General features: G+C 64.4%; 23 protein-coding genes. 12 read left to right on the top strand and 11 right to left on the bottom strand.

Annotated features, from left to right (window positions below; all coding sequences use genetic code 11):
• Nucleotide 1: 1 nt before the first annotated feature.
• Both BRA471DRAFT_RS25140 and BRA471DRAFT_RS25135 read left to right on the top strand, forming a co-directional pair.
• The gene (locus tag BRA471DRAFT_RS25140; protein WP_007612337.1) at nucleotides 2–1,255 is read left to right on the top strand and encodes a RimK family alpha-L-glutamate ligase; all 1,254 of its coding nucleotides are present in this window, start codon (nucleotides 2–4) and stop codon (nucleotides 1,253–1,255) included.
• A complete protein-coding gene (locus BRA471DRAFT_RS25135) occupies nucleotides 1,252–2,748 on the top strand; it encodes an aspartate aminotransferase family protein (RefSeq protein ID WP_007612329.1) in 1,497 nt (498 codons plus the stop codon). Before BRA471DRAFT_RS25140 ends, BRA471DRAFT_RS25135 begins: the two co-directional genes overlap by 4 nt.
• 121 nt (nucleotides 2,749–2,869) lie before the next feature.
• Here BRA471DRAFT_RS25135 and flbT read toward each other — a convergent pair whose 3' ends face one another.
• Complete coding sequence (gene flbT, locus BRA471DRAFT_RS25130; RefSeq protein WP_007612328.1) at nucleotides 2,870–3,307, bottom strand: flagellar biosynthesis repressor FlbT; 438 nt, start codon at nucleotides 3,305–3,307, stop codon at nucleotides 2,870–2,872.
• Nucleotides 3,308–3,626: 319 nt separating this feature from the next.
• Between flbT and BRA471DRAFT_RS25125 the strand changes: the two genes are divergently transcribed.
• The 5 genes from BRA471DRAFT_RS25125 to flaF all read left to right on the top strand — a co-directional run bounded on the left by BRA471DRAFT_RS25125 (nucleotide 3,627) and on the right by flaF (nucleotide 14,312).
• Nucleotides 3,627–5,906 (top strand): DUF1522 domain-containing protein, encoded by a 2,280-nt coding sequence (locus BRA471DRAFT_RS25125; protein ID WP_007612324.1) that lies wholly within the window; start codon nucleotides 3,627–3,629, stop codon nucleotides 5,904–5,906.
• A gap of 357 nt (nucleotides 5,907–6,263) precedes the next feature.
• On the top strand, nucleotides 6,264–8,543 hold the full coding sequence (locus tag BRA471DRAFT_RS25120) for a DUF1522 domain-containing protein (RefSeq protein WP_007612323.1): 2,280 nt from the start codon (nucleotides 6,264–6,266) through the stop codon (nucleotides 8,541–8,543).
• A 325-nt stretch (nucleotides 8,544–8,868) separates the two neighbouring features.
• A complete protein-coding gene (locus BRA471DRAFT_RS25115) occupies nucleotides 8,869–11,148 on the top strand; it encodes a DUF1522 domain-containing protein (protein WP_007612322.1) in 2,280 nt (759 codons plus the stop codon).
• 215 nt (nucleotides 11,149–11,363) lie between these two features.
• On the top strand, nucleotides 11,364–13,652 hold the full coding sequence (locus BRA471DRAFT_RS25110) for a DUF1522 domain-containing protein (RefSeq protein WP_007612321.1): 2,289 nt from the start codon (nucleotides 11,364–11,366) through the stop codon (nucleotides 13,650–13,652).
• A 291-nt stretch (nucleotides 13,653–13,943) separates the two neighbouring features.
• Complete coding sequence (gene flaF / locus BRA471DRAFT_RS25105) at nucleotides 13,944–14,312, top strand: flagellar biosynthesis regulator FlaF (RefSeq protein WP_007612319.1); 369 nt, start codon at nucleotides 13,944–13,946, stop codon at nucleotides 14,310–14,312.
• A gap of 143 nt (nucleotides 14,313–14,455) precedes the next feature.
• Here flaF and BRA471DRAFT_RS25100 read toward each other — a convergent pair whose 3' ends face one another.
• The 4 genes from BRA471DRAFT_RS25100 to BRA471DRAFT_RS25085 all read right to left on the bottom strand — a co-directional run bounded on the left by BRA471DRAFT_RS25100 (nucleotide 14,456) and on the right by BRA471DRAFT_RS25085 (nucleotide 16,973).
• On the bottom strand, nucleotides 14,456–14,815 hold the full coding sequence (locus BRA471DRAFT_RS25100) for a hypothetical protein (protein ID WP_007612317.1): 360 nt from the start codon (nucleotides 14,813–14,815) through the stop codon (nucleotides 14,456–14,458).
• Nucleotides 14,816–14,974: 159 nt separating this feature from the next.
• Nucleotides 14,975–15,472 carry a hypothetical protein gene (locus BRA471DRAFT_RS25095; RefSeq protein ID WP_007612316.1) on the bottom strand — a complete coding sequence of 166 codons (498 nt, stop codon included), beginning with the start codon at nucleotides 15,470–15,472 and terminating at the stop codon, nucleotides 14,975–14,977.
• A gap of 11 nt (nucleotides 15,473–15,483) precedes the next feature.
• A complete protein-coding gene (flgJ, locus tag BRA471DRAFT_RS25090; RefSeq protein ID WP_007612314.1) occupies nucleotides 15,484–15,849 on the bottom strand; it encodes a flagellar assembly peptidoglycan hydrolase FlgJ in 366 nt (121 codons plus the stop codon).
• Nucleotides 15,849–16,973 (bottom strand): flagellar basal body P-ring protein FlgI, encoded by a 1,125-nt coding sequence (locus BRA471DRAFT_RS25085; RefSeq protein WP_007602120.1) that lies wholly within the window; start codon nucleotides 16,971–16,973, stop codon nucleotides 15,849–15,851. Before BRA471DRAFT_RS25085 ends, flgJ begins: the two co-directional genes overlap by 1 nt.
• A gap of 270 nt (nucleotides 16,974–17,243) precedes the next feature.
• On the opposite strand from BRA471DRAFT_RS25085, the gene BRA471DRAFT_RS25080 reads away from it, so the two are divergent.
• Nucleotides 17,244–17,657, top strand: coding sequence for a flagellar assembly protein FliX (locus BRA471DRAFT_RS25080; RefSeq protein WP_007612313.1), 414 nt, complete (start codon nucleotides 17,244–17,246; stop codon nucleotides 17,655–17,657).
• A 4-nt stretch (nucleotides 17,658–17,661) separates the two neighbouring features.
• On the opposite strand, the gene BRA471DRAFT_RS25075 is transcribed toward BRA471DRAFT_RS25080, so the two are convergent.
• Nucleotides 17,662–18,033, bottom strand: a complete 372-nt coding sequence (locus tag BRA471DRAFT_RS25075; RefSeq protein WP_007612312.1) for a helix-turn-helix domain-containing protein — start codon at nucleotides 18,031–18,033, stop codon at nucleotides 17,662–17,664.
• A gap of 148 nt (nucleotides 18,034–18,181) precedes the next feature.
• Here BRA471DRAFT_RS25075 and BRA471DRAFT_RS25070 point away from each other — a divergent pair, with 148 nt between their 5' ends.
• Nucleotides 18,182–18,793, top strand: a complete 612-nt coding sequence (locus tag BRA471DRAFT_RS25070; RefSeq protein ID WP_007612311.1) for an NAD(P)-dependent oxidoreductase — start codon at nucleotides 18,182–18,184, stop codon at nucleotides 18,791–18,793.
• Nucleotides 18,794–19,008: 215 nt separating this feature from the next.
• Nucleotides 19,009–19,374 (top strand): RNA polymerase-binding protein DksA, encoded by a 366-nt coding sequence (dksA, locus tag BRA471DRAFT_RS25065; RefSeq protein ID WP_008554760.1) that lies wholly within the window; start codon nucleotides 19,009–19,011, stop codon nucleotides 19,372–19,374.
• 284 nt (nucleotides 19,375–19,658) lie between these two features.
• Here the strand turns inward: dksA and BRA471DRAFT_RS25060 are convergent, their stop codons facing one another.
• Entirely contained in the window at nucleotides 19,659–20,057 is a 399-nt protein-coding gene (locus BRA471DRAFT_RS25060; RefSeq protein WP_198287838.1) for a helix-turn-helix domain-containing protein, read from the bottom strand.
• Nucleotides 20,058–20,152: 95 nt separating this feature from the next.
• Here BRA471DRAFT_RS25060 and BRA471DRAFT_RS25055 point away from each other — a divergent pair, with 95 nt between their 5' ends.
• Nucleotides 20,153–21,181, top strand: a complete 1,029-nt coding sequence (locus BRA471DRAFT_RS25055; RefSeq protein ID WP_007612308.1) for an aldehyde reductase — start codon at nucleotides 20,153–20,155, stop codon at nucleotides 21,179–21,181.
• A gap of 95 nt (nucleotides 21,182–21,276) precedes the next feature.
• Entirely contained in the window at nucleotides 21,277–22,056 is a 780-nt protein-coding gene (locus BRA471DRAFT_RS25050; protein ID WP_007612306.1) for a 2-keto-4-pentenoate hydratase, read from the top strand.
• A 295-nt stretch (nucleotides 22,057–22,351) separates the two neighbouring features.
• On the opposite strand, the gene flgH is transcribed toward BRA471DRAFT_RS25050, so the two are convergent.
• The 4 genes from flgH to flgF are packed head-to-tail and all read right to left on the bottom strand — an operon-like array spanning nucleotide 22,352 to nucleotide 25,839.
• A complete protein-coding gene (flgH, locus tag BRA471DRAFT_RS25045) occupies nucleotides 22,352–23,119 on the bottom strand; it encodes a flagellar basal body L-ring protein FlgH (protein WP_007612305.1) in 768 nt (255 codons plus the stop codon).
• A 3-nt stretch (nucleotides 23,120–23,122) separates the two neighbouring features.
• Complete coding sequence (gene flgA, locus BRA471DRAFT_RS25040) at nucleotides 23,123–24,262, bottom strand: flagellar basal body P-ring formation chaperone FlgA (protein ID WP_007612303.1); 1,140 nt, start codon at nucleotides 24,260–24,262, stop codon at nucleotides 23,123–23,125.
• A 10-nt stretch (nucleotides 24,263–24,272) separates the two neighbouring features.
• Complete coding sequence (flgG, locus tag BRA471DRAFT_RS25035) at nucleotides 24,273–25,061, bottom strand: flagellar basal-body rod protein FlgG (RefSeq protein ID WP_007612302.1); 789 nt, start codon at nucleotides 25,059–25,061, stop codon at nucleotides 24,273–24,275.
• Nucleotides 25,062–25,077: 16 nt separating this feature from the next.
• Nucleotides 25,078–25,839, bottom strand: coding sequence for a flagellar basal-body rod protein FlgF (gene flgF / locus BRA471DRAFT_RS25030; protein WP_007612301.1), 762 nt, complete (start codon nucleotides 25,837–25,839; stop codon nucleotides 25,078–25,080).
• Between the last annotated feature and the right edge of the window lie 215 nt (nucleotides 25,840–26,054).

Raw genomic sequence — 26,054 nt, 5'->3', positions numbered from 1 at the left:
GATGCAACATCCAGTTTCCGCGCAGAGCGGCGTGACCGCGCCGAACCATGCCGACCGCATCGGCTTTGCGCAGTTGACGCGCCGCGCCTTCGAGGGCGGCGACCTGCATCCGTTGCGCGAGCGGCTGCTGGCGCGGATCGAGGAGGGGACGGCGGAGGCCGGGGAAGGCCTCGATCTCTCGCTGATTGCCCAGCTTCTCGGCGAGAAGGAGGCCGGGCTGGTGATCCAGACCGAAGTGCTCTCCTTCCACCAATTGTTTCGTACGCCTTGCGCTGCTGCAAAACCCCGGCTGCGCGTGCTCGCGCTCGCCGCCGATATCGACATGGGCGGCAACACGCCGATCGATTTCCTGCTTGAAGACTCCGACATCGAGCTGTTGACGCTCTACGTGGTCAAGGGCATCGGCCTGCCGGAGACTCTGCCCGAGCACGACGTCGCCATCGTGATCGCATCGGATTCCGAGGAGTGCCGGGAGGCACTCGCGCTGATCGAGAAGGCCGCGCCGCATTGGCCGAGGCCGCTGCTCAATCGTCCCGATCTCATCGGCAATCTCGATCGCGACAAGCTGTATCGGTTGCTGGCGGACGTGCCCGGTCTCGACATTCCCGTGACCGCCCCCACGACGCGCGCGCAATTGTCGGAGCTTTCGCAAGGCAAGATCGTTTGCGAGGAGATCACGGGCGAACTGCGTTTTCCGATGATCGTGCGGCCGCGCGGCACGCATGCCGGCGTCGGGCTCGCCAAGCTCGACGATGCGGAGGCGCTCGCTGCCTATCTTGCCGAGCGGCACGAACACGACTTTTTCGTCGCGCGTTTCGTAGATTATGTCAGTCCCGACGGGCTCTACCGCAAATATCGTCTCGCCATGGTCGACGGCAAACCCTATGCCTGCCATATGGCGATCGCCGATCGCTGGGACATCTGGTATCTCAACGCCTTCATGGCGTTCAGCGAGGAGAAGCGGGCCGAGGAAGCCGTCTTCATGCTCGACTTCGACCATGCGTTCGCAGCGCGCCACAAAATCGCGCTGGACGAAATGAGCAGGCGCGTCGGCCTCGATTACTTCATCGTCGATTGCGCCGAGAACCAGAACCGCGAGCTGCTGGTCTTCGAGGCCGACAACACCGCCGTCGTGCACAACATGGATCCGCCGGCCGTGTTTCCGTACAAGCCGCCGCAGATGCGCAAGATCTTCGCGGCGTTTACGGCGATGCTGTCGCGGCATGCGCGAGCGGGCGAGGAGAGTGCAGCATGAACGAGATCATCCGCAATACGCAAAGGTCCGTCACGCAGACTTCGCTCGATCCGCAGGACTGGAGCGAGTTTCGCGCGCTTGCCCATCGCATGCTTGACGAGACCATCGACGGGATCGCCAACGTTCGCGCGCGTCCAGTGTGGCAGCCGATCCCCGACGGCGTTCGCGCGGCATTCAAGGCCGACGTGCCGCGCGAGGCGAGCGATCTCGCCGACGTCTATCGCGACTTCACCGAACATGTCGCGCCCTATGCGACCGGCAACGTCCATCCCGCTTTCATGGGCTGGGTACATGGCGGCGGTACCGCGGTTGGCATGGTCGCGGAAATGCTCGCGGCAGGCCTCAACGCCAATCTCGGCGGCCGCGACCACATGCCGATCGAGGTCGAGCGGCAGGTCATCGACTGGATGCGCCGCCTGTTCGCCTTCCCGGAGAGCGCGAGCGGCATCTTCGTCACGGGCACGTCGATGGCGAATCTGATGGCGGTGCTGGTGGCACGCACGAGTACGCTCGGCACGCTGGCGCGGCAGTACGGCATCGGCAATGACGGTGCGCTTCTCACCGCATATACATCGCAGGCCGCGCATGGCTGCGTCTCGAGGGCGATGGACATCGCCGGGCTCGGCAGCGATGCGCTGCGCAAGATCGGCGTCGATGCCGATCATCGCATCGACGTTGCCGCGCTGCGTGCGCAGATCGCGATCGATCGCGAGGTCGGCTTCAAGCCGTTCCTGGTCGTCGCATCCGCTGGTACGGTCGACATCGGTGCGATCGACGATCTCAAGGCGATCGCGGAGCTGTGCCGCGAGGAGGGAATCTGGTTTCACGTCGACGGCGCCTTCGGTGCGCTCGCGATCCTGTCGCCCGAACTCGCGCCGCTGCTCGGAGGCATCGAGCTTGCGGATTCCATTGCGCTCGACTTCCACAAATGGGGACAGGTGCCTTATGACGCCGGCTTCCTGCTGGTGCGCGACGGCGAGCAGCATCGGCAGGCTTTTGCGCAGCCCGCGGCCTATCTGCGTCGCGAGGCGAGGGGGCTTGCGGCGGGCGCGGTCTGGCCCTGCGATCTCGGCCCCGATCTGTCGCGCGGCTTCCGTGCGCTGAAGACATGGTTCACGCTGAAGACGTTCGGCACAAATCGGCTCGGTGCGGTGATCGCGCGAAGCTGTGCGCTGGCGAAATATCTGGAGACTCGCGTTCTTGCCGAGCAGCGGCTTGAATTGCTGGCACCGGTCAATCTCAATATCGTCTGCTTCCGTTACCGCGCCGCGGATGAGGTCAATCGCGAGATCGTCGCGGACATCCAGGAGTCCGGCGTAGCGGCGCCGTCGAGCACCACGCTGGACGGCAGGTTTGCGATCCGCGCCGCGATCGTCAATCATCGCACCGACGAGACTGACATCGATGCGCTGATCGCGGCCGTGCTGGAATTCGGCGGACGGCGGAGCGGGGGAGTGATCGAGGTCGAGGCGCCGCCGCTCGCGGCGCAGTAGTATTGACGCAGGCCCGAAACGACAACGGCCCCGGAGGCGATCCGGGGCCGTTGCCGTTTATGAGGCTTGGTCGTCGTGCGGCCTGGTCGTTCGCGCGGCGTGGGCACGCGAACGCGTGGGATCAGGCGGCGGTGCTGACGTCCTGGTCCGCTTCCGTCTTGGGATGCGTGGCCTCGAACTGGCCCCGCAATTTCTCTTCATAGGCGATCAGCTTGCGGGCATCCTTCAGCGCGCGATAGAGGTCGCCGTTGAGGATGTTGTTGTTGATGCCTTCGATGATCGGCCACGAGCTCGGCACCGCGGTGACGATGTCGCGCACCAGGTTGAAATAGGTGCCGTGCTGGGTCTGCGGATCCGGCGAGATGTACATGAGCTGGACCGCCAGATAGACGAGCTTGGCAGGCGTATCGGCGGTCTCCGGCGTGAGGATGTCGCGTTCGCGCAGGATCGGCACGTTGTCGCCGTCGATCAGAAGGCGGGCGCGCTGGTCGGTGTTGGTTATTACGCAGTTACCGACGATGATGCGTTCGTGCGGTCTGAGCTCGACCTTGAGGGCCATGCCTGTTCTCCATCAACGCTTTCGTAACCGAGCGTGTATTGCGGCGGATCAGGGCGCAATACTCCATCAAGACTAGTTAACGAGTTGTAAATCCCGGCCGATGCCGCGGAAAAGCTCAATCATATCAAGGCTGAAATCGCCTGGCTGCGTGGCGTCGCGAGTGTGCGACTGGGCCGAATCGCGCGCCGACTCAGCAAAAGCGCCAATTTCATTTCATGTTTCGTTAGAGGACTCCGCCCCACGGTCCGCCGGTCGCTGGGTCACTCGATCCATGCAGACGCGTAACAGTAAGCGTCGTTTACCAGAAAGGTAACACCCAATGTCCGGTATCGTTCTCTCCTCGTCGGTTCGTCAGAACCTGCTCTCCCTCCAGTCCACCGCTGATCTTCTCGCCACCACGCAGAACCGTCTGTCGACCGGCAAGAGCGTCAACTCGGCCCTGGACAATCCCACCAACTTCTTCACCGCACAGTCGCTCGACAACCGCGCCAGCGACATCAACAATCTGCTCGACGGTATCGCCAACGGCGTGCAGGTGCTGCAGGCTGCCAACACCGGCATCACTTCGCTGCAGAAGCTGATCGACTCTGCGAAGTCGATCGCCAACCAGGCGCTGCAGACCACCGTCGGCTACTCCACCAAGTCCAACGTCTCCGCCTCGATCGCGGGTGCGACGGCGGCCGATCTGCGCGGCACCACCTCCTTCGCCAGCGCGACCGCGAGCAGCAACGTTGTGTATAGCGGCACAGCCGGCGGCACCACGGCGGCGAGCGGCAGCACGACCCTCGGCGCCACCATCGGCTCGTTCGCCAGCACTGGCGCAACGGCCGGCGACGGCACCACGGCGCTGACCGGCACCATCACGCTGATCGCGACCAACGGCACCACCGCAACCGGCCTGTCCGGCAACGCCCAGCCGGCCGACGGCGACACGCTGACCGTGAACGGCAAGACCATCACCTTCCGCAGCGGCTCCGCTCCGGCTTCGACCGCGGTTGCGTCCGGTTCGGGCGTCAGCGGCAATCTCGTCACCGACGGCAGCGGCAACACCACTGTCTATCTCGGCACCGCGGGCACCCCGGCTGCGAACGTCAACGATCTGTTGACCGCAATCGATCTGGCCAGCGGCGTGAAGACGGTGTCCATCACCGCGGGTGCAGCGACGTTCGCCACCAGCGTCGGCCAGACCGCCTCAACCGCTGCCGGCGGCGCCGTCACGCTGAAGAGCTCGACGGGTGCGGATCTGAGCGTCACCGGCAAGGCCGACCTGCTCAAGGCTCTCGCCCTGACGACGGCCGTGGGCGGCGGCAACGCCACCGTGAGCGTCAACCGGACCACGAGCGCGGCCTCGCTAGGTGCGACCATCGCCGACGGTTCGACGCTGAACGTCGACGGTCACGTCATCACCTTCAAGAACGCGCCGATCCCGGGCTCGACCGGTGCTCCGAGCGTTCCGAGCGGGTATGGTGCGAGCGGTAACGTCCTCACCGACGGCGCCGGCAACTCGACGGTCTATCTGCAGGCCGGCACGGTCAACGACGTGCTCAAGGCGATCGACCTTGCCACCGGCGTGCAGACCGCGACGGTCAATGCCAACGGCACCGCGACGCTTGCGACGGCGACCGGCCAGACCAACTCGTCGATCAACGCCTCGGGTCAGCTCAAGATCTCGACCGGCGTCAACGCCGATCTGTCGATCACCGGCACCGGCAATGCGTTGAATGCGCTCGGCTTCGCCGGCAATACCGGCACCTCGAGCGCCTTCACTGCGGCGCGTACCTCGGGCGTCGGCGGCATCAGCGGCAAGACATTGACCTTCTCCTCCTTCAACGGCGGCACGGCGGTCAACGTCACCTTCGGCGACGGCACCAACGGCACGGTCAAGACGCTCGATCAGCTCAACACGAAGCTTCAGGCCAACAACCTGACGGCGACGATCGACGCCAACGGCCTGCTGACGGTTTCGACCACCAACGACTACGCGTCCTCGACGATCGGTTCGAGCGCCGCGGGTGGTTCGATCGGCGGCACGCTGACCTCCTCGCTGACGTTCTCGACGGCTTCCAGCCCCGTCCAGGACACGGTTGCCCAGACCTCGCGTTCGAACCTGGTGTCTCAGTACAACAACATCCTGAACCAGATCGACACGACTTCGCAGGACTCCTCGTTCAACGGCGTCAACCTGCTGAACGGCGACCAGCTCAAGCTGGTGTTCGACGAGACCGGCAAGTCGAACCTGAGCATCACGGGCGTGACCTACAACTCCAAGGGTCTCGGCCTTGCTGCGCTGACCAGCGGTGTCGACTTCATCGACAACTCCGCGACCAACAAGGTGCTGTCGAACCTGAATGCCGCGTCGAGCACGCTGCGTTCGGAAGCGTCGAGCCTCGGCTCGAACCTCTCGGTGGTGCAGGTGCGTCAGGACTTCAACAAGAGCCTGATCAACGTGCTGCAGACCGGTTCGTCCAACCTGACCCTGGCCGACACCAACACCGAAGCGGCCAACAGCCAGGCGCTGTCGACCCGCCAGTCCATCGCGGTCTCCGCGCTGTCGCTGGCCAACCAGTCGCAGCAGAGCGTGCTGCAGCTGCTCCGCTAACAAGCGGACGACATCGCAAGACGACTATGGCGGCGGGGCTTCGGCCCCGCCGCTTTCTTTTTGCGCCGGCACCAAAGTGCCGCGGCAAAGCGCAGACGATGCATTCGGATGCAGCCGATTGCTCACTCTCAGTTATGGTTGACAAGTCGCAAACATCGCGTCGCTGCACGGAAAAGCGTCATCCAATCATGACGATATGAGCGAGCCAGATCCGGCTTCGATCGCGCACATGGTGAATCCACGCAAGGACTGGCGCGACACGCTTCATGCTTTGTTAGCCGTCTGCGTTCACCGTCCCGGACATCGATTAATCCTAATCGAAGTTTGTTGCGTTGCGTACCAGAAGGGTAACACTCAATGTCCGGTATTGTTCTCTCCTCGTCGGTTCGTCAGAACCTGCTCTCCCTCCAGTCCACCGCTGATCTTCTCGCCACCACGCAGAGCCGCCTGTCGACCGGCAAGAGCGTCAACTCGGCCCTGGACAATCCCACCAACTTCTTCACCGCACAGTCGCTCGACAACCGCGCCAGCGACATCAACAATCTCCTCGATGGCATCGCCAACGGCGTGCAGGTGCTGCAGGCCGCCAACACCGGCATCACCTCGCTGCAGAAGCTGATCGACTCTGCGAAGTCGATCGCCAACCAGGCGCTGCAGACCACCGTCGGCTACTCCACCAAGTCCAACGTCTCCACCACCATCGCAGGTGCGACGGCGGCCGATCTGCGCGGCACCACCTCCTTTGCCAGCGCGACCGCGAGCAGCAACGTCGTGTATAACGGCACGGCCGGCGGCACCACGGCGGCAAGCGGCAGCACGACCCTCGGCGCCACCATCGGCTCGTTCGCCAGCACTGGCGCAACGGCCGGCGACGGCACCACGGCGCTGACCGGCACCATCACGCTGATCGCGACCAACGGCACCACCGCAACCGGCCTGTCCGGCAACGCCCAGCCGGCCGACGGCGACACGCTGACCGTGAACGGCAAGACCATCACCTTCCGCAGCGGCTCCGCTCCGGCTTCGACCGCGGTTGCGTCCGGTTCGGGCGTCAGCGGCAATCTCGTCACCGACGGCAGCGGCAACACCACTGTCTATCTCGGCACCGCGGGCACCCCGGCTGCGAACGTCAACGATCTGTTGACCGCAATCGATCTGGCCAGCGGCGTGAAGACGGTGTCCATCACCGCGGGTGCAGCGACGTTCGCCACCAGCGTCGGCCAGACCGCCTCAACCGCTGCCGGCGGCGCCGTCACGCTGAAGAGCTCGACGGGTGCGGATCTGAGCGTCACCGGCAAGGCCGACCTGCTCAAGGCTCTCACCTTGACGACGGCCGTGGGCGGCGGCAATGCCACCGTGAGCGTCAACCGGACCACGAGCGCGGCCTCGCTGGGTGCGACCATCGCCGACGGTTCGACGCTGAACGTCGACGGTCACGTCATCACCTTCAAGAACGCGCCGATCCCGGGCTCGACCGGTGCTCCGAGCGTTCCGAGCGGGTATGGTGCGAGCGGTAACGTCCTCACCGACGGCGCCGGCAACTCGACGGTCTATCTGCAGGCCGGCACGATTAACGACGTGCTCAAGGCGATCGACCTTGCCAGTGGCGTGCAGACCGCGACGGTCAATGCCAACGGCACCGCGACGCTTGCGACGGCGACCGGCCAGACCAACTCGTCGATCAACGCCTCGGGTCAGCTCAAGATCTCGACCGGCGTCAACGCCGATCTGTCGATCACCGGCACCGGCAATGCGCTGAACGCGCTTGGCTTCGCCGGCAACACCGGCACTGCGAGCGCCTTCACCGCGGCACGGACCTCGGGCGTCGGCGGCCTCACGGGCAAGACGCTGACCTTCACCTCCTTCAACGGCGGCACGGCGGTCAATGCCACCTTCGGCGACGGCACCAACGGCACGGTCAAGACGCTCGATCAGCTCAACACGAAGCTTCAGGCCAACAACCTGACGGCGACGATCGACGCCAATGGCCTGCTGACGGTCTCGACCACCAACGACTACGCGTCCTCGACGATCGGTTCGAGCGCCGCGGGTGGTTCGATCGGCGGCACGCTGACCTCCTCGCTGACGTTCTCGACGGCTTCCAGCCCCGTCCAGGACACGGTTGCCCAGACCTCGCGTTCGAACCTGGTCGGCCAGTACAACAACATCCTTGCGCAGATCGACTCGACCTCGCAGGACTCCTCGTTCAACGGCGTCAACCTGCTGAACGGCGACCAGCTCAAGCTGGTGTTCGACGAGACCGGCAAGTCGAACCTGAGCATCACCGGCGTGACCTATAACTCCAAGGGTCTCGGCCTGGCCTCGCTGACCAGCGGTGTCGATTTCATCGACAACGCCGCGACCAACAAGGTGCTGACCAATCTGAACTCGGCGTCGAGCACGCTGCGTTCGGAAGCGTCGAGCCTTGGTTCAAACCTCACGATCGTGCAGGTGCGTCAGGACTTCAACAAGAACCTGATCAACGTGCTGCAGACCGGTTCGTCGAACCTGACCTTGGCCGACACCAACGTCGAAGCCGCGAACAGCCAGGCGCTGTCGACCCGCCAGTCCATCGCGGTCTCCGCGCTGTCGCTGGCCAACCAGTCGCAGCAGAGCGTGCTGCAGCTGCTCCGCTAACAAGCGGACGACATCTTAAGACGACTACGGCGGCGGGGCTTCGGCCCCGCCGCTTTTTTGTTTCGTCATTTGTCATTCGAGCAGCCACGCAGCGCTCCAAAAAGTAACCAGCGGTTATGGTTAATGGAGAGTAAGCGCGGATAAAAGCCAATGATTTCAGGCTGATTGCCGGCCGGGACCACGCCTTCCCCGCGCTTATGGTGAACCCGCGCTTAATGCGGGCGCGTGTCGTTTCACCCTTTGTTAGCCATGTCGCGGCACGCTGTCCCCGTCACTCGATCCGAAGCGATCGAACGAAGACGCGTAAACCAGAAGGGTAAGAGTCATGTCCGGTATTGTTCTCTCTGCGTCGGTTCGTCAGAACCTGCTGTCTCTCCAGTCCACCGCTGATCTTCTCGCCACCACACAGAACCGTCTGTCGACCGGCAAGAGCGTCAACTCGGCCCTGGACAATCCCACCAACTTCTTCACGGCACAGTCGCTCGACAACCGCGCCAGCGACATCAACAATCTGCTCGACGGTATCGCCAACGGCGTGCAGGTGCTGCAGGCCGCCAACACCGGCCTGACCTCGCTGCAGAAGCTGATCGACTCTGCGAAGTCGATCGCCAACCAGGCGCTGCAGACCACCGTCGGCTACTCCACCAAGTCCAACGTCTCCACCACCATCGCGGGTGCGACGGCGGCCGATCTGCGCGGAACCACGTCCTTTGCCAGCGCGACCGCGAGCAGCAACGTGCTCTATAACGGCACGGCCGGCGGCACCACGGCCGCAACCGGCACCACGACGCTCGGCGCCACCATCGGCTCCTTTGCCAGCACTGGCGCAACGGCCGGCGACGGCACCACGGCGCTGACCGGCACCATCACGCTGATCGCCACCAACGGCACCACCGCAACCGGTCTGTCCGGCAACGCCCAGCCGGCCGACGGCGACACGCTGACCGTGAACGGCAAGACCATCACCTTCCGCTCGGGCTCGGCTCCGGCCTCGACCGCGGTTGCGTCCGGCTCGGGCGTCAGCGGCAATCTCGTCACCGACGGCAGCGGCAACACCACCGTCTATCTCGGCACCGCGGGCGCCCCGGCTGCGAACGTCAACGATCTGTTGGCTGCAATCGATCTCGCCAGCGGTGTGAAGACGGTGTCCATCACTGCGGGTGCAGCGACGATCGCCACCAGCGTCGGCCAGACCGCCTCGAGCGCTGCCGGCGGTGCCGTCACGCTGAAGAGCTCGACGGGTGCGGATCTGAGCGTCACCGGCAAGGCCGACCTGCTCAAGGCTCTCGCCCTGACGACATCTTCCGGTGCAGGCAATGCGAGCGTGTCCGTCAACCGAACCACGAGCGCGGCCTCGCTGGGTGCAACCCTTACGGACGGTTCGTCGCTCAACGTCGATGGTCACACCATCACCTTCAAGAACGCGCCGACCCCGGGTTCGACCGGTGCTCCGAGCGTTCCGAGCGGGTATGGTGCGAACGGTGCGGTCGTCACCGACGGTAACGGCAACTCGACCGTCTATCTGCAGTCCGGCACCGTTGCCGACGTACTGAAGGCGATCGACCTTGCCACCGGCGTGCAGACCGCGACGATCAACGCCAACGGCACGGCGACGCTTGCGACCGCAACAGGCCAGTCGAACTCGACGATCAATACGTCCGGTCAGCTCAAGCTCTCGACCGGCATCAACGCCGATCTGTCAATCACGGGCTCAGGCAACGCACTGAATGTATTCGGGCTGGCCGGCAACACCGGCAGCGCGTCGGCATTCACCGCGGCGCGCACCTCCGGTGTCGGCGGCATTGCCGGCAAGACCTTGACCTTCTCCGCCTTCAACGGCGGCACGGCGGTCAATGTCACCTTCGGCGACGGCACCAACGGCACGGTCAAGACGCTCGATCAGCTCAACACGCAGCTTCTGGCCAACAACCTGGCTGCCACGATCGACGCCAACGGCCGGCTGACCATCACCGCGTCCAACGACTACGCGTCTTCGACGATCGGTTCGACCGTCGCAGGCGGTGGCATCGGCGGCTCGCTGACTTCGGCGCTGACCTTCTCGACGGCTTCCAGCCCCGTCCAGGATGCGGTTGCACAGACGGCTCGTGCGAACCTGGTGTCTCAGTACAACAACATCCTGAACCAGATCGACACGACCTCGCAGGACTCCTCGTTCAACGGCGTCAACCTCTTGAACGGCGACCAGCTCAAGCTGGTGTTCGACGAGACCGGCAAGTCGAGCCTCAACATCACCGGCGTGACCTACAACTCCAAGGGTCTCGGCCTCGCTGCCTTGACCGTCGGTGTCGACTTCATCGACAACGCCGCGTCCAACCGCGTGCTGACCAACCTGAACGCCGCGTCGAGCACGCTGCGGTCGGAAGCCTCAGCGCTCGGTTCGAACCTCTCGGTGGTGCAGGTGCGTCAGGACTTCAACAAGAACCTGATCAACGTGCTGCAGACCGGTTCGTCCAACCTGACCCTGGCCGACACCAACGTCGAGGCGGCCAACAGCCAGGCGCTCTCGACCCGCCAGTCGATCGCGGTCTCCGCGCTGTCGCTGGCCAACACCTCGCAGCAGAGCGTGCTCCAGCTGCTCCGCTAAGTAGCTGGTATCACTGAATAAAATAAGAGCGGCGGGGCCATTTGTCCCGCCGCTTTTTTGCGTCCGGAGGCGGGCAGGGACGTTCACCGCCCATTAACCCTATCCCTTAAACCGGCGTTAACCATACTTTAAAGGACAGCCTCTAAGACTGGACAAAAGCCCGCTTCCAAGACCGCGCGGCCGATTCGTACCTGGTTCAAGAGGAAGACTCGCCAATGTCCAACATCGTTCTCTCGGCGTCCGTTCGCCAGAACCTGTTGTCGCTGCAGTCGACGGCCGACTTGCTGGCCACGACGCAGGAGCGGCTGTCGACCGGTAAGAAGGTCAACACGGCGCTCGACAATCCCACCAACTTCTTCACGGCCCAGGGGTTGGACAACCGGGCGAGCGACATCGGCAACCTGCTGGATGGCATCAACAACGGTGTGCAGGTGCTCCAGGCCGCCAACACCGGCATCACCTCGCTGCAGAAGCTGATCGACAGCGCCAAGTCGATCGCCAACCAGGCGCTGCAGACCACGGTCGGCTATTCCACCAAATCGAACGTCTCCACCACGATTCCCGGTGCGACGCCCGCCGACCTCCGCGGCACGACCTCCTATGCGAGCGCGACCGCCAAGAGCAACGTGCTCTATACCGGCGCAGCCGGTGGCGTGACCCCGGTCACGGGAACCGCCGCGCTCGGCGCCTCGCTGGGCTCAAACGCAGGCACGAATGTCGGGTTTGCCGCGACCGCGGCCGACGGCACGACTGCACTCTCCGGTACCACCACGCTGGTCGGCACAACAGCATCCACCACCTTCGGCGCGGCGCCCGCGGACGGCGACACCATCACGGTCAACGGCAAGACCATTACCTTCCGCACCGGTGTTGCCCCGGCGACGCAGCCGACCGGCTGGGGCCTCAACCCCAGCGGGCACATCGCCACCGATGGTAACGGCAATTCGATCGTCTACGAGGGAACGCCGACTGCGCCCGGCGCGACTGTCAACGACGTCCTCAGCGCGATCGACCTCGCCAGCGGCGTCAAGACCGCGGCAATCAGTGCAGGCGCGGCAACCATCACGGTCAGCGGCTCGGCCGGTCCGGTCGGCACGCTGCAGGTGGCATCGTCCGTCACGGGCGGCCAGGTCACGCTGAAGAGTTCGACCGGCGCCGATCTGAGCCTGACGGGCAAGGCCGACTTCCTCAACAAGCTGGGTCTGACCGCGGCGACCGGCGCAGGCAATGCGAGCGTGACCGCAGACCGATCGACCACCGCGGGCTCGCTCGGCTCGCTCGTTCAGGACGGCTCGACGCTGAACATCGACGGCCACACCATCACGTTCAAAAACGCCCAGTCGCCCCAGTCGGCGTTGAGCGTGACCTCCGGCGGCGTCAACGGCAACATCGTCACCGACGGCAACGGCAATTCGACCGTCTACCTCCAGAGCGCGACCCTCACCGACCTGCTCAACTCGATCGACCTCGCCACCGGCGTCAAGACCGCCAGCATCTTCAACGGCGCGGCGACGCTGCAGACCACCGCGGGCCAGATCCCCTCGTCCGTCAACAGCAGCGGTCAGCTTGCGCTCTCCACCGGCATCAACGCCGACCTGTCGATCACCGGCACCGGCAATGCGCTCAACGCGTTCGGTCTCAGCGGCAATACGGGCACGGCGACCGCTTTCGCCGCGGCGCGCAACTCCGGTGTCGGCGGTGTCAGCGGCAAGACGCTGACCTTCACCTCCTTCAACGGCGGCACGCCGGTCAACGTCACCTTCGGCGACGGCACCAACGGCACGGTCAAGACGCTCGACCAGCTCAATGTGCAGCTTCAGGCCAACCACCTGACGGCGACGATCGACGCCAACGGCGTGCTGACGGTCACCACCGTCAACGAGTACGCATCCTCGACCCTCGGCTCGAGTACCGCCGGCGGTACGGTCGGCGGTACACTCACCGGCGTGCTGGCCTTTACCACCGCGCAGCCCCCGATTCAGGATCCCGTCGCGCAGACCGCGCGCTCCGGCCTGGTCAGTCAGTTCAACAACATCCTGGCGCAGATCGACACGACGTCGCAGGACTCGTCCTTCAACGGCGTCAACCTGCTCAACGGCGACACGCTGAAGCTGGTCTTCAACGAGAACGGCAGTTCGACGCTCGGCATCAACGGCGTCGTGTTCAACGCGGCCGGCCTCGGTCTCAGCAATCTCGTTCCGGGCACGGACTTCATCGACAACGGTGCCACGAACAAGGTGCTGGCCAGCCTGAATGCCGCCTCGAGCACGCTGCGTTCCGAGGGTTCTTCGCTCGGTTCGAATCTGTCGATCGTGCAGGTGCGTCAGGACTTCTCCAAGAACCTGATCAACGTTCTGCAGACCGGCTCGGCCAACCTGACGCTGGCCGACACCAACGAGGAAGCGGCGAACAGCCAGGCGCTGTCGACCCGCCAGTCGATCGCGGTGTCCGCGCTGTCGCTGGCCAACCAGTCGCAACAGAGCGTGCTGCAGCTGCTCCGCTAATTTCGCGGCGCAAGATCACTCATCGATTTCGCGGCGGGGCTAAGGCTCCGCCGTTCATTTTAGGGAGATCGCTAAGGCAGGATTAGCTGAGATCGACGCACACCACGCGTGACGTGTTTACAGCGTGCACATGCGCGTCTAGCTTCACAATGACGAAGAACTCCGAGACCCGTAATAATCCGGAGTGCTTCCAAGCACACATGTAAGCAAATCTTAAGCGGTGCTGCCTAGGGTCAGGAAAGAAATCCTTAAGCGCGTTCAACGGGCTAGGTAACCTCCAGGGTGTGATTGATGTCGAATTCCGCTGCCTCGGCCTACGCGCGTGTTGCAACGACCACCGCATCTCCTCGCGACATCGAAGCGCAGACCCTGCTCAAGGCCGCGAACAAGCTTCAGGATGCGATCAACAGCGCCGAGCCGTTCAGCGAACAGACCACGCAGGCGCTGATGTTCAATCGCAAGCTCTGGACGATTTTCCTGAGCGAGGCCATGCGCGAGAACAATCCGCAGCCGATCGACGTCCGGCAGAAGATCGCCAACATCAGCGTGTTCGTGCTGAGCCAGACCGCCGCGCTGCAGATGAGCCCGCAGTTCGATCACTTCCGTCCGCTGATCGAGATCAACCGCAATATCGCCGCTGGTCTGTCCGGCCGTCCGTGATCGAGCACGGCTCGTTCCGCTTCGGCAACATCAAGTTCATGCTGACGGATACCGGCAAGACGCAGATCAAGAACGTCGTTACCGGTCCACCGACCGGTTCGAGCGATCTCGATGTTGCCGTTGCGAGGCTCGACGCCCGATGGTCAGGCGCTGCGGTCCGTGCTGGCCGGACGCGAGGGCTCGGATTTCAAATCCTGCGCATGGAAATAGGCCCGCCGGCGCAGCATTGCTTCGTCGGGGAACTGGTTGACGACCGCGTCGGTCCTGTCGTTGACGACCTGGAAGACGAACGACGCCGCCGCCTGGTCGAACACGACCTGGCGTGAGATGTTCTCGTTGCTTCGCAAATCATTGCGTGCAGGCGCGCTCGCATCGCCAGCGGCCACTGTCTGGTTCACGGGCAGATCGGTTTGCACGGCCTCGTTCGCCGCCGCATTCGACGTCGTTACGATCTGCACGGCGACCGGTATCCCCACCGGCCTGATGCTGAAATCTGTACTCATGGCAGCCTCCTGGTTGCCTCGCGTGAGTCAAATCCCAACCCCTCTCAATACGCAACCATGGAACACCGGGATTGAACATCCGGTAAGGAAACGTGCCTAACCGCGCGACGATGTTGTCGCGCGGTTTTTCGTAAAATTGTCGCTTGTTGTTGCGCGCGCTCAGAGCGAGCGGCTGACTGCGAGCGGCGTGATGTGGCGCGGGCCGGGCGTGGCGCGTCGTCCCGCGGCCGTGTAGGTGTTCGGCACGTTGCGCTTCTGGATTTCGGCGTTGACGCCGCGCACGACGCTCTCCGACACCGCGTGAGCGGTTGCGAGCACGGTGAGGTTGACCTGGAGCATCGCGCGGAATGCATCGTGGTGCCGATGCAGCGTCGAGAGCAGCTCGGGCGCGGATTTGGCGAGGTGAGCCTGGTTCGCCTTCAACTGGGTGACGGCGCCGACATAGTTTCGCGACAGCTCCTGCTTCTTGCTCCCGAGGGTCATCGCCTCGCGGACCTGGCCGGCGCGCACGAGCTCGGTCTCGCGCTCGATCACACCGAGCAGGGCACTCATCGCATCCATCAACTGCTCGGCGATCTTGCGCGCCTCGGCGCTGCCGGGTGCGGTGTTCGGGCGCTGCGCTTGCACCGGCTGACGCGAGGCGTTGAAGTGGTTCATCTCGTTTGACCTTATGCCGTGCGGATCGTTTTTGCCTGCTGCATGATCAGGGTGCGATAGACGTCGGTGGCGATGCCGACGCCGCCGGCGTTGGCGAAGTTCTTGGAATATTGCTCGGTCAGCATCGAGCGCCACACGCCGGTGCCAGGCGTGTCGCCGAACGGGCCTTCGCCCTTCAGGCCCGAGGTCATCTGCGAGAACATGCTGTTGAGGAACATCGCCTCGAAGTCGGTGGCGATCTTCTGCGCCTTGGCCTGCTGCTTCGGCGAGACTTTTTGCAGTGCCGCCGCGAGATCGAAGTCCGGCCGGCCGTTGCGGCTCTCCACCGAGAAGGCGGAGCTGGCGAGCCGGGCGGTGTTGACCATGCCGGTCTGCATCACATCACCTCGATGTCGGCTTCGATCGCACCGGCGGCCTTGATCGCCTGCAGGATGCTGATGAGATCGCGCGGGCCGATACCGAGACCGTTGAGGCCGTCGACGAGCTGCTGAAGCGAGACGCCGTCCTTGACGACGGCGAACTTCTTGCCATCCTCGGTGACGCTGACGCTGCTGCGCGGTGCGACCACGGTCCGCCCCCGCGACAGCGGGTTGGGCTGGCTGACCTGCGGGCTCTCGGAGATCGTGACGGTGAGGTTGCCCTGTGCGACCGCAACGGTGGCGACGCGGACGTCGCGACCCATCACGATGATGCCGCTGCGTTCGTCGATGATGATCTTGGCGGCAAGATCCGGATCGACCTGGAGCTGCTCGATCTCGGTGAGAAAGGCGACGACGTTGCCCTTGAACTCCGGCGGGATCGCAAGCTGCACGGTCGACGGGTCGATCGGCTCGGCGGTCTTGACGCCGAGATAGTCGTTGATCGCGGCGGCGATCCGCTTGGCCGTGGTGAAGTCGGCATTGCGCAGCGCAAGGCGGACGTTCGGCAGGCGATTGAGCGCGAACTCGATCTCGCGCTCGATGATGGCACCGTTGACAATGCGTCCGACGGTCGGCACGCCACGCACGATTTTCGCCGCCTCGCCCTCGGCCTGGAAGCCGGAGATCGCGAGCGAGCCTTGTGCGACCGAATAGACATTGCCGTCCGCGCCGAGAAGTGGGGTGACGAGCAGGGTGCCGCCCTGGAGATTCTTGGCGTCGCCCAGCGCGGAGACGGTGACGTCCATGCGCGTGCCCTGGGTGGCGAAGGCCGGCAGATTGCCTGTCACCATCACGGCGGCGACGTTGCCGGTGCGGATGGTGGCGCCGCGGATGTTGACGCCCATGCGCTCGAGCATCGCTTGCAGCGACTGCTTGGTGAAGGGGATGTTGTTGAGGGTGTCGCCGGTGCCGTTGAGGCCGACGACGAGGCCGTAGCCGATGAGCTGGTTCTGCCGCACGCCTTCGATGTTGGCGAGATCCTTGATGCGCGATGTCGCGCTTGCAGAATTGACCGAGAGCACCAGCGCTGACAGCGCGGCGCAGGCCACCCCCACAAGTCTCACCCAACGAACGCTTGGCATCCTCTGCTCCCCGAGGCTCCTCAAATCAAAGGACCATCACGACACTCCCATGACGAGCTGGTCCGACGCTGTCCTTGCGAGCGCTGTGCCAACTCGGGGCAGCGGGGGTAGGTAGCTGAATTGGTTGAATAAATCTGTTTCGAGCGACCTCAGCCTGTGTTGTCCCTGAGGAGCGAAACTGCCGCCTGTCGGCAGATTTTGCCGGGCTGTTTACGGGCCGTTAACCATAAAACGGCGAATGTGGCGCATCGATCACCCGGATTGCTTCCGATGCGCATCTACGGACCGAACGGCACCACGCTTGGAACGCCGGCCAACCAGGCTAGGCGGACCAGCTCCGGCGGCTTCGTGCTACCCGACACCTCGTCGGCGCCGGAGACGCGAGGCGCCGCCGCACCGAAGGCGGCCGCCAACATCGACGGGCTGCTGGCGCTGCAAGGCATCGAGGAGGATCCGGTCGAGCGTCGCAAGCGCTCGGTCGTGCGCGGAAAGACCGCGCTCGACGTGCTGGACGATCTCAAGATGGGACTTCTCTCCGGCAAGCTCGACGCCTCGACCGTGATGCGGCTGCGTGACGCTGCGGCGAACCTGAAATCGTCCTCCGGCGATCCCGGCCTGGATTCGGTGCTGTCCGAGATCGAGCTGCGCGTCGAGGTCGAACTCGCCAAGGCCGGGCAGGCCTAGCGTCTTACGCCGCTTCATCCTTCAACTGCGCGTCGTAGCGGCTCTGGGCGGCGAGCACGTCTTTCAGATTCTGTTCGGCCCAATCGCGCAGCGGATCGACGGCGGCGGCGAGCGTCACGCCGAGCTGCGTGATCGAGTATTCCACGGTCACCGGCACGGTTGCGATGGCGTGACGCTTGAGCAATCCATCGCGCTCGAGCGACTTGAGAACCTGGCTCAGCATCTTCTGCGAAATGCCTTCGATCGTCCGGCGCAACTGATTGAAGCGCATCGGCTCCTCGCGCAGCAGCAGCAGGATCAGCACTGCCCATTTGTCGCCGACGCGGTCGAGGATCTGTCGCGTGGGGCAGTTCGCTGCATAGACGTCTGGCTTCATCGTCGGTCCTCACGATCCATTCCGCTCATTTGCCGGCCGCCGCCGGTTACTCCGGTGTAATCAGGTAAGCACAAAGTGCTCTCTTAACACCAGCGCTCTTTGCGATATCTAGTTACCGATAGTTACCAAAGAAGCAAAGGAGCCTTCCATGAAAATCGCAGTTGCCGGCGCCTCGGGCCGGGCCGGGTCGGAGATCACCAAGGAACTGTCCCGCCGCGGCCACAGGGTGACGGCCATCGCCCGCAACCCCGAGAAGATCGCGGTCCTGCCGAACGTCACCCCCACCAAGGGGGACGTGCTCGACCAGCCAGGCCTTGCCAAGCTGTGGGCCGGGCACGACGTCGCCGTGAGTTCCGTGCACTTCCTGGCCAGCGATGCGCTCAAGCTGATCGGTGCGGCCAAGGACTCCAAGGTCGGCCGTTATCTCGTCGTCGGCGGGGCCGGCAGTCTGGAAGTGGCTCCGGGCGTCAAACTGGTGACAACTCCCGGCTTTCCGGCTCAGTACAAGGCTGAGGCGGAGGCAGGTTCGGCCTTTCTCGACCTGCTGCGGCAGGAAAAGGAGCTGAACTGGACCTTCATCTCGCCGTCCGCCCTGTTCATCGAGGGGGAGCGCACCGGCAAGTTCCGGCTTGGGACCGATCAGCTTCTCGCAGATGCGAACGGGAAGAGCTGGATCAGCTTCGCGGATTACGCCATCGCGCTCGCCGACGAGATCGAGCGGCCGGCCCATGAGAGGCGGCGTTTCACGGTCGGCTACTAGGCCGTCGGCCGCTCCCGGGCCCTCCAGGATAAACCTTCCTGTGCAAGGGCTTGGGGGCGCCGGTCGGGCGATCAGGGAAACATTGTCTGTCACAGGAGGCCGCTATATAACGCCCCGCTCAGCGGACCCTGTTCCGCGAACGAGTCGTTGCTTAGACAGATAGGCCGCCCTTGGAAAAGTTGAAAAACTACCGACCGACCGAAAAAGAGCCTTTCATGAACGACAGGCAGAAGGAGTACTTCCGCTTGAAGCTCCTCGCCTGGAAGGATGAGATCCTCAAAGAGTCCAAACTCACCCTGCAGGCCCTGCAGGAGGAGAACGTGAACCACCCCGATCTCGCCGATCGGGCATCGTCCGAAACCGACCGCGCCATCGAACTCCGTGCCCGCGACCGCCAGCGCAAGTTGATCGCCAAGATCGACGCCGCGCTCCAGCGTATCGAGGACAACACCTACGGCTATTGCGAGGACACCGGCGAGCCGATCTCGTTGAAGCGGCTCGAGGCCCGTCCCATCGCGACGCTCTCGGTGGAAGCGCAGGAGCGCCACGAGAAACGCGAGAAGGTCTATCGCGACGAATAGAGTCCGAGCCGCAGCGATGCGGCTCTTTGTTTTTTGAACGCAAGGCGCGCCTTTTCGCGCCGTGATCGGCGTTTTGCCTGTCGCTTGCAACCGCGCGTTCGGCGCGCGAGCGCAATCACGAAAAGTGAATCGCGATCAATGGGCTAGACTCAACTCCTCCGAGCTCACGTGAGTTCGGATGAGAAACAGCCTTCACTTCAGGTGCGGGACGTTTTGCGAGTCGCATCAAGGACATCAACTCGAGTGTTGAGGCACTGATCCAGCAGCTTCACGCCTTGCTGCAATCAGGCCTGATGCGACGCTGCAAGGCGCGCATCCCCATAAAGCCTGGACCAGCTCAATATTTCCTTAAACGCCGGCAGCAGGCCGTAAGCCGCATCCGTCAGCCCGTACTCGACCCGCAGCGGCTTCTCCGAGAAGGCGGTGCGCGACACCAGCCCGTCCTGCTCGAGCTCGCGCAGCTGCACGGTCAGCATGTGCTGGGTGATACCGCCGATCGATCGTCGCAAAGCGCCGAAACGAACCGCGCCGTTCATCAGCGCGAACAGGATCTCCAGTTTCCATTTGCCGCCGAGGGCATGGATGGTTCGCTTGAAGTCGGCGAGCAGGATGGGGTCGGGGCTGCAATCGCAGTCGCCCTCGCAAATGCTGGTCAGGTTTTCCATACCGGTCTCGAAATCCATTCTACTTGTTCGGCAGCAGATAGTGACCAGATGCGGCGCTGGGCAGGGCCTGCGCGGAACCAATTCGCCGGTCCCGAGCAAAGGGAAATTTGACAATGAGCACCGTTCTGGTCACCGGCGGATCCGGCTTCGTCGGCATTCATGTCGTCCTGCAACTTCTGGCCGCCGGCCACGAGGTTCGGACGACGGTGCGCCGGCCGGACCGGAAAGCCGAGGTGCGGGCGATGCTGTGCGAGGGCGGCGCGGCCTCGCCCGACAGCCTGTCCCTCTTCACCGCGGACCTCACGGCAGACCAAGGCTGGCGCGAGGCAGTTGCGGGCTGCGACTACGTGCTGCATGTCGCTTCGCCCTTGTCGACCAGCGTGCCCGCGGACGAGAACGAGATGATCATCCCGGCCCGGGACGGCACGCTGCGGGTGCTGCGTGCCGCACGGGAGGCCGGCGTCAGGCGCGTCGTCATCACCTCGTCGCTGGGCGCGATCGGTTACGGCCATCCGCCGCGCGACAAGCCGTTCGACGAGTCCGACTGGACTAATCTCGACGGCGCCGATGTGCAGCCCTACGTCAAGTCCAAGACATTGGCCGAGCGGGCGGCCTGGGACTTTGTCGCGCGGGAGGGCGGCGGGCTCGAATTGTCCGTCGTCAACCCCGCCGGCATTTTTGGCCCCGTACTGGGGCCGGATTTCTCCGGCTCGATCGAAATTGTCAAATCGCTGCTCGACGGCGCCGTGCCGGCGGTGCCGCGGGTCTATTTCGGCGTGGTGGACGTGCGCGACGTCGCCGACCTGCACCTGCGGGCGATGACGGCGCCCGAGGCCAACGGCGAGCGCTTCATCGCAGTCTCCGGCGCGACGATGTCGATCCTCGACATCGCCAAGTTGCTGCGGGAGGAACTCGGACCGGCCGCGCGCCGGGTTCCTCGGCTCCAGGCTCCGGACTGGCTGGTGCGGCTCGCCGCGAACCGGATTCCGCTGTTGCGCGCCGTGGTGCCGATGCTCGGAAGGGTCAGGCATTCCACCAGCGTCAAGGCCAGGTCGCTGCTCGGCTGGCAGGCCCGCTCCAACGATGAAGCGATCCTCGCGACGGCCGAGAGCCTGATTCGGCTCGGCTTGGTCAAGGACTGAGGGCACCCTTGGCCGTTCTTCGGCCCGCGCTTGTCACGCCCCGGCCGGGATGCTGAAGTGCCGCCCCTGATTGCGTAGCGTGGGAGCCGGCGCCGATGGACAGAATTCTCGCAGCCGCAAAGGCGATCGCGCTGGCGCGCCGCAACCATGCGCCGCTCGCGGCGCTCGAAGTTCCTCCCGCCGATGAAGCCGAGGGCTATCAGGTCCAGCGCGCGCTGCACGATCTGCTGCTGCCGCATGCGGGCCCGCTTGTCGGCTACAAGATCGGCTGCACCAGCCAGGTGATGCAGGATTACATCGGCATTCCACACCCATGCGGCGGCGGCGTGTTCCAGAAGGGCGTGCACGACAGCGGCGTGCGGCTCGCCGCTGCCGACTATGTCCGCGTCGGCGTCGAGTGCGAGATCGCGGTGCGGTTGAAGCGCAATCTCGCCGCCGGCGAGGCGCCGTTCACGGCCGAATGGGTCGGCGAAGCCGTCGAGGCCTATCATCCCGCGATCGAGATCGTCGACGACCGCTATGTGAAGTGGGAAACGATGGGGGCGCCGACGTTGATCGCCGACGATTTCTTCGCCGCCGGCTGCGTGCTGGGCGAGGTCGTGCCGCGCTCGTCGGTGCCGGACCTGAAGGCCGTCAAAGGCCGCGCCATCGTCAACGGCGAGGAGGTCAGCCACGGCACCGGCGCCGACGTGCTCGGCCATCCCCACAACGCACTCGCCTGGCTCGCCAACCATCTCGCCGCCGAGGGCAAGGGTCTTCACGCGGGACAGCTCGTTCTCACCGGGAGCCTGGTGAAGACGCTGTGGCTGAAAGCCGGCGACAAGGTGCGGATGGAGCTGGACGGGCTGGGGACGGTGGAGGCGGAGTTTACTTAGGCGCCGCGGTACTCCCCGCAGTCATTCCCCGCGAAGGCAGGGAATCCAGGATGCCGCGGCTTCTCGGCTCATCACTGACGTCTCGAAATACCGGATCGCCCGCCTTCGCGGGCGATGACAGTTGAGAGGGCGGAGAGGGGGATAGCGGCGTCGCTACAATCGCGCGTGCCTGAGCGCTGTATGCAGCCATCGCCAAAATACATGCGGCCCTCGCCAGGGGAGCTAGCGAGGGCCGCGTCGTACATCGTCGTCCGCGCCTAGATTCGCGAACACGATGTGGGAGCTCGGGAGAAGGCTAGAAGGGCAGCAGCACGTCCATGACTTGCTGGCCATAGCGCGGTTGCTGCACGTCCATGATCTGGCCGCGGCCGCCGTAGGCGATGCGCGCCTGCGCGATCTTGGTGGAATCGATCGTATTGTCGCTCTGGATGTCTTCGGGGCGGACGATGCCGGCGACGATGAGCTCGCGGATCTCGTAGTTGACGCGGATCTCCTGCTTGCCTTCGACCACAAGGTTGCCGTTGGGCAGGACCTGGGTGACGACAGCGGCGACGTTGGTCTGCAACGCCTCCTTGCGGTCCACGCTTCCTTTGCCCTCGCTGGACGCGGTCGAGTCAGCGGTGAGGATGCGGCCGGGCAACACCTTCTGCGCTTGGGCGCCCAATGTCTTGGCGCCGATGAAGTCGGTGATTCCGGAGTCTTCCTTGTTGGTGCGGCTACGCTGAGTGTCGTTTTCGATATTGGCCTTGTCGGTGATGTTCACGGCCACTGTCAGGATGTCGCCGACCTGATGGGCGCGCTGGTCCTTGAAGAAGGCGCGGCTGCCGCTGCGCCACAGCGAGTTCGGATTGTAGGAGGCGACTTCCGGCTTCGGCATCGGCATCTGCACCGGCTTGTAACCGGGCTGCGTCGTCGGATTATCGATCGCCGACAATTTCGGCTGCTCGCCGATCTGCGACAAACGGTCGATCGAGGAGCAGCCGCTCGCCAGCGCGCAAGTCGCCAGCAGCAGGGCAGAGATCGCGATGCGACGGAGACGAAGAGCCGAACTGAACCTGGACATGACTTACTCTGACTTGGCTGGAGCTTGCGAGACGCGAACTTGCGGGATCTGGGCTTGCGCGATCTGCGCCGGGGATGCCGGGGTCTGGACCAGGTTCCGGACGAGGGCTGCGGTATCGACCGGGGCGGGCGCCTCGTCGCGCTTGAGCGAGGAGGTCTGCTCGACCGCGGCCGGCATCGGCGCGGCCTGGCTGGCGCCCTGGACCGTCACCTGGCCGCGGCCGGTGACGACGCCGCTCAGGGTGCGCTTGGTCTGCAGGTTGAGCACGCTGATGGTGTCGCCCTCGGCGCCGCTCTCGATCGCCTTGCCGCGTGTGGTGAGATAGATTCCGGGGACTTGGTAGATGACGGTGACGTTCTGGTCGCGCTGCACGAAGTCGGGCTTGACGATGTCGGCGACGCGGATCGGCGTCCCCGCCCGCATCGGCCGGCGGAGTTGCATGCCGAGCGTGCGATCGCGCGAGGCGGCCTCACCGATGACCTCGGCCTTCGGCCGGCGCTCCATGGCGACGTCGGACGCCTTCAGGAGATCGACGCGATCGATATCGCGCGTCAGCACCGCCACTTCCACCGTCTCGATCGCGGTGCCGGTGAAACGCAGCTTGGTCGGCGCCGGATTGTTGTCGTTGTTGATCTCGAAGGCGATGTCGAAACGGCCGCTGCGGGCGTCGTAACGGGTCGCGACCGGCTGCAGTGCGCCGGTGTTGGAGGCATCCAACCGCATGTCGGCGATGCCACGGTCGAACGTGACGGAGATGTTGGCGGCATCGCCAAGCCCGAAGCGGCGCTCGAGCGCCGAGGCGACCGCGGTTTCGAGGTCCTTGTTCACGAGCGTGCGGGCGAGACGAGTGACCTGGACCTCCTTGATGTCGCCGGTCATCACGCCGATCACCTGCTTCGCGCGCAAGACCGCCAGCACCTGCGCGACCGGCAGCGCACCGGTGGTGCCGAGATCGGGTGAGCGGTAGAGCGGGATCAGCGCGGCCGAGCCGGCATTGTCGATGAGATCGCCGACCCGCACCACGTCCGAGGTCACGGTGATGCTCGCGCGCAGCGTCGGCGTCGCGATGAAGTCGTCGGCGGCCCGTGCGGGCAGCGCCAGCACGAGGAGAGCGGAGATGGTGGCGAGGGTGGTGCGGATCATCGTCATCACCTCAGCGGAACAGCGCCGTGGTCGACTGCATCATCTGGTCGGCGGCGCTGATCACCTTGGCGTTCATCTCGTAGGCGCGCTGGGCGGCGATCAGGTCGCTCATTTCCGAGACGACGTCGACATTGGCCTGCTCGAGGCTGCTCTGGGTGATGTTGCCGAAACCTTCGGAGCTCGCGGTACCGTCCTGCGGCGGGCCGGAGGAGGGCGTCTCGGTGAACTGATTGTTGCCGACCGGCTGGAGGCCGGCCTTGTTGATGAAGCGGGTCAGGCCGATCTGGCCCTGGACTGCCGAGGTCGACGAACCCGGCAGCGTCACCGAGACCTGGCCCTGCACGTTGATGGTGAGGCCCGAGGCGTTGTTCGGGATCGTGATCGTCGGTTGCACCGGGTTGCCCTGCGCGGTGACGATGCGCCCCTGATTGTCCATCTGGAAGGTGCCGTCGCGGGTGTACTGGTAGCTGCCGTCGGGCATCAGTATCTTGAAGAAGCCTTCGCCCGTGATGGCCACGTCGAGGTCGTTGCCGGTCTGCGACAGCGTGCCCTGGGTCATGCTGCGCGGGGTGCCGACGGTCTTGACGCCGCCGCCGATGTCGACGCCGACCGGCAGGATGGTGCCCTGGTCGGACGACTGGGCGCCGACGCGGCGGACGTGTTCGTAGATCAGGTCCTGGAACGCCGCGGTCTGCTTCTTGAATCCGGTGGTGCGCAGGTTGGCGATGTTGTTGGAGATCACCTGAACGTTGAGTTCCTGTGCCGCCATTCCGGTTGCTGCGGTGTGAAGCGCCTGCATGTCAGTTCTCCCTCAATCAGGCCGGAACGTCGGCGAGCTTCTCGATCGCCGATTTGTGCATGTCACTCTGCTGCTGGAGCAGGTTGGCGATGGCGGTGTAGCTGCGCATGACTTCGACCATGCGGCTCATCTCACCGACCGAGTTCACGTTCGACTTCTCGACATAGCCCTGCTGCACAGTCGACTTGGTGTCGGCCTGCGGGACGGCGGAGCCGATGTCGTAAAGGTTGGCGCCGAGCTTGGTCAGCTTGGCCGCATCGTCGAACGAGGCCATGCGGATCTTGCCGCGGATGGAGTCGTTCTTGGCCGTGCCCTCGAGTACCGTGACGGTGCCGTCCGGCGCGACGTTGATGTCGTGGTCGGTCGGCTGGAAGGTGATCGGGCCGCTGGTGCCCAGCACGAGGTTGCCGTCGGAGGTGACGAGCTGGCCGGTGCTGTTGAGCGAGAATTTGCCGTCGCGGGTGTAGCGCTCGGCGCCATTGGCCTGAACCGCGAAATAGGCGTTGCCGCTGATCGCCATGTCGAGCGGATTCTTGGTCGGCTCCATCGGCCCCTGGCCGACGTCGCGGAAGGTGCCGCGGTCCTGCACATAGGAGACCCGGCGGTCGGAGGCGACGAAATTGTCCTCACGCGCGTTGGAGTTGAGGTACTCCTCGAACAGCGAATGATCGGCCTTGAAGCCGTTGGTGTTGGCGTTGGCGACGTTGTTGGCGATGACATCCATCTGCCGTTCCAACGTCATCTGTCGTGACAAGCCGATCAGAAGCGCGTTCTGCATCGGAAATCTCCCCTGAGTGAGATCCGCCAGCTCGCTCTCCCAAGCGCATTGGCCGATCCCGTGAACGAGACCTCGTGTTCTCCCAAACCTTGGGTCTCGGTCCTTTCTCAGCGAAACTCGTGCCAAGCAGGAATATCGCGCGATTTCAATATCTTGTCTGTTTTTAGAGGGCGCGGGGAGGCGGCAGAAAGGGTCTGTTAGCCATGTTTGCCCGG

The organism is Bradyrhizobium sp. WSM471, assembly GCF_000244915.1.
GTDB lineage: Bacteria > Pseudomonadota > Alphaproteobacteria > Rhizobiales > Xanthobacteraceae > Bradyrhizobium.
This window is presented reverse-complemented; position numbering and strand designations above follow the sequence as displayed.

What these genes read in the sequence shown, in the direction of transcription:
- BRA471DRAFT_RS25140 (WP_007612337.1), top strand. Translation starts at nt 2, where the DNA reads ATGCAACATCCAGTTTCCGCGCAGAGCGGCGTGACCGCGCCGAACCAT.
- BRA471DRAFT_RS25135 (WP_007612329.1), top strand. Translation starts at nt 1,252, where the DNA reads ATGAACGAGATCATCCGCAATACGCAAAGGTCCGTCACGCAGACTTCG.
- flbT (WP_007612328.1), bottom strand. Translation starts at nt 3,307, where the DNA reads ATGGCCCTCAAGGTCGAGCTCAGACCGCACGAACGCATCATCGTCGGT.
- BRA471DRAFT_RS25125 (WP_007612324.1), top strand. Translation starts at nt 3,627, where the DNA reads ATGTCCGGTATCGTTCTCTCCTCGTCGGTTCGTCAGAACCTGCTCTCC.
- BRA471DRAFT_RS25120 (WP_007612323.1), top strand. Translation starts at nt 6,264, where the DNA reads ATGTCCGGTATTGTTCTCTCCTCGTCGGTTCGTCAGAACCTGCTCTCC.
- BRA471DRAFT_RS25115 (WP_007612322.1), top strand. Translation starts at nt 8,869, where the DNA reads ATGTCCGGTATTGTTCTCTCTGCGTCGGTTCGTCAGAACCTGCTGTCT.
- BRA471DRAFT_RS25110 (WP_007612321.1), top strand. Translation starts at nt 11,364, where the DNA reads ATGTCCAACATCGTTCTCTCGGCGTCCGTTCGCCAGAACCTGTTGTCG.
- flaF (WP_007612319.1), top strand. Translation starts at nt 13,944, where the DNA reads ATGTCGAATTCCGCTGCCTCGGCCTACGCGCGTGTTGCAACGACCACC.
- BRA471DRAFT_RS25100 (WP_007612317.1), bottom strand. Translation starts at nt 14,815, where the DNA reads ATGAGTACAGATTTCAGCATCAGGCCGGTGGGGATACCGGTCGCCGTG.
- BRA471DRAFT_RS25095 (WP_007612316.1), bottom strand. Translation starts at nt 15,472, where the DNA reads ATGAACCACTTCAACGCCTCGCGTCAGCCGGTGCAAGCGCAGCGCCCG.
- flgJ (WP_007612314.1), bottom strand. Translation starts at nt 15,849, where the DNA reads ATGCAGACCGGCATGGTCAACACCGCCCGGCTCGCCAGCTCCGCCTTC.
- BRA471DRAFT_RS25085 (WP_007602120.1), bottom strand. Translation starts at nt 16,973, where the DNA reads ATGCCAAGCGTTCGTTGGGTGAGACTTGTGGGGGTGGCCTGCGCCGCG.
- BRA471DRAFT_RS25080 (WP_007612313.1), top strand. Translation starts at nt 17,244, where the DNA reads ATGCGCATCTACGGACCGAACGGCACCACGCTTGGAACGCCGGCCAAC.
- BRA471DRAFT_RS25075 (WP_007612312.1), bottom strand. Translation starts at nt 18,033, where the DNA reads ATGAAGCCAGACGTCTATGCAGCGAACTGCCCCACGCGACAGATCCTC.
- BRA471DRAFT_RS25070 (WP_007612311.1), top strand. Translation starts at nt 18,182, where the DNA reads ATGAAAATCGCAGTTGCCGGCGCCTCGGGCCGGGCCGGGTCGGAGATC.
- dksA (WP_008554760.1), top strand. Translation starts at nt 19,009, where the DNA reads ATGAACGACAGGCAGAAGGAGTACTTCCGCTTGAAGCTCCTCGCCTGG.
- BRA471DRAFT_RS25060 (WP_198287838.1), bottom strand. Translation starts at nt 20,057, where the DNA reads ATGGATTTCGAGACCGGTATGGAAAACCTGACCAGCATTTGCGAGGGC.
- BRA471DRAFT_RS25055 (WP_007612308.1), top strand. Translation starts at nt 20,153, where the DNA reads ATGAGCACCGTTCTGGTCACCGGCGGATCCGGCTTCGTCGGCATTCAT.
- BRA471DRAFT_RS25050 (WP_007612306.1), top strand. Translation starts at nt 21,277, where the DNA reads ATGGACAGAATTCTCGCAGCCGCAAAGGCGATCGCGCTGGCGCGCCGC.
- flgH (WP_007612305.1), bottom strand. Translation starts at nt 23,119, where the DNA reads ATGTCCAGGTTCAGTTCGGCTCTTCGTCTCCGTCGCATCGCGATCTCT.
- flgA (WP_007612303.1), bottom strand. Translation starts at nt 24,262, where the DNA reads ATGATCCGCACCACCCTCGCCACCATCTCCGCTCTCCTCGTGCTGGCG.
- flgG (WP_007612302.1), bottom strand. Translation starts at nt 25,061, where the DNA reads ATGCAGGCGCTTCACACCGCAGCAACCGGAATGGCGGCACAGGAACTC.
- flgF (WP_007612301.1), bottom strand. Translation starts at nt 25,839, where the DNA reads ATGCAGAACGCGCTTCTGATCGGCTTGTCACGACAGATGACGTTGGAA.